At 71.0% G+C, this 1,499-nt stretch carries 1 protein-coding gene and 1 pseudogene; one reads left to right on the forward strand and one right to left on the reverse strand.

Annotated features, from left to right (window positions below; genetic code table 11):
* Nucleotides 1-202 (forward strand): annotated as a pseudogene (locus N4P33_RS35180) (hypothetical protein); the annotation flags it as partial.
* Between the two features lie 8 nt (nt 203-210).
* Here N4P33_RS35180 and N4P33_RS35185 read toward each other — a convergent pair.
* Nucleotides 211-1,320, reverse strand: coding sequence for an adenylate/guanylate cyclase domain-containing protein (locus N4P33_RS35185; RefSeq protein WP_260830975.1), 1,110 nt, complete (start codon nt 1,318-1,320; stop codon nt 211-213).
* Nucleotides 1,321-1,499: the final 179 nt, after the last annotated feature.

Genomic DNA, 1,499 nt, shown 5'->3' on the forward strand with positions numbered 1-1,499 from the left:
ACCACCCACAAACCACGCCCCGGCCCCCCAACGCCCCGCCCCACCCCAGCGCCCCTCGACACCACCGCAGCCCGAACCACCCGAGCGCGACGACCCACCCGGGAACGGAAACGGCAACGGCAACGGCAACGACGACAACAACCCGGGCCTGTGCGTACCGATCCTGGGAGTCTGCGTGGGCGGCCTGGGCCTGGGCGGCTGACGGAAGAACTAGGCGGAAGAAGAGTCCCGACGCGTGAGCAGCCAGGGCTCGACGACCCCCAGACCACGCACCGGCCGCTGCCACATCGGCTGCAGGGCGAAGCGGTACGTCGGCGGCTCCTCCCCCTCCTTCTCCGCGGCGGCGGCAGCCTCGGCCGCGGCAGCCTCGGAAGCGGGGGCGTCACCGGTACGGATCAGCTCCTCGGCGAACGCGGTGTCGACGAGGACGGCGTCCCTGGGCGCTATGGAAGTGAGCCGGGAGGCGAGGTTCACCGTCGTACCGAACACATCACCCATCCGGGTGGTCACCGTGCCGAACGCCATCCCGACCCGCAGCTCCGGCATGGTCTCGTCGTTCGCCATGGTCTCGATCAGCCGCAGCGCGATCTCCGCGGCCGTGCCGGCGTCATCCGCCGCGTACAGCACCTCGTCGCCCAGCGTCTTGATCAGCCGCCCACCCCGCGCGGCCACCAGATCGGCGGCGGTGGTCTCGAAGGCCTCGACGAGCTCGCCGAGCTCCTCCTCCTCCATCCGCCGGGTGAGTCGCGTGAACCCGACGAGATCGGCGAACGCGACCGCCAGCCGCCGGTCGACCATCTCCTCGTCGTCGGCGCCCTGCACCACGCGCCCGGCAGACGCGGCGAGCTGCCGCCGCCACACGTACACGAGGAACTCCTCGAGCTCGGGCAGCAGCAGCTCGACGATCGGATACGTGACCTCGGTACGCGTCATCCCCGGCTCGGGCGGCTCGGTCAGTCCCTCCAGGAAGGAATCGATCTGCCATTCCGCCAAGCGTGCGGTGGTCTGCCCGGTGGACCGCGCGACCTGCACGGCCATCGCCTCGCTCAGCAGCCCGGCCTCCACGAGACCGGCGAGGCGCCGCAGTGCGAGTACGTCCGCTTCGGTGAGCGCCTTGGCCTGTCCTACGTCGGCGAAGCCCATGGCCCGCCAGAAGCGGGTCGCCAGCTCCATGGTGACGCCGGCGCTGCGGGCCGCCTGAAAGGGGGTGTAACGGCGCTCGGCGCCCAGGATGAGCTGTTCGAGACGCAGAGCGAGCGGATCCTCACCGGTGTCGGCGCCCTGCGCGTCCGTGCCGGAACCCGAGTCGTCGACGGTCACGCGTTGCTGCCCTTCCGATCTGCCATGGCCATGTATCGACCGGCCACAACTCTACGGCAGGTGTGCGCCAGCTCACTCCGTTCGGTTGAGCCGAGGGGTGAGGTGAGGTTGGCGCGCTTGGCTGAGGGGTGTTGGTGCGGGTCGGGGCGGGGTCGCGTGGGTGCCGGTGCTGGTGCGGG

Source organism: Streptomyces sp. 15-116A (assembly GCF_025290915.1).
Taxonomy (GTDB): Bacteria; Actinomycetota; Actinomycetes; order Streptomycetales; family Streptomycetaceae; genus Streptomyces.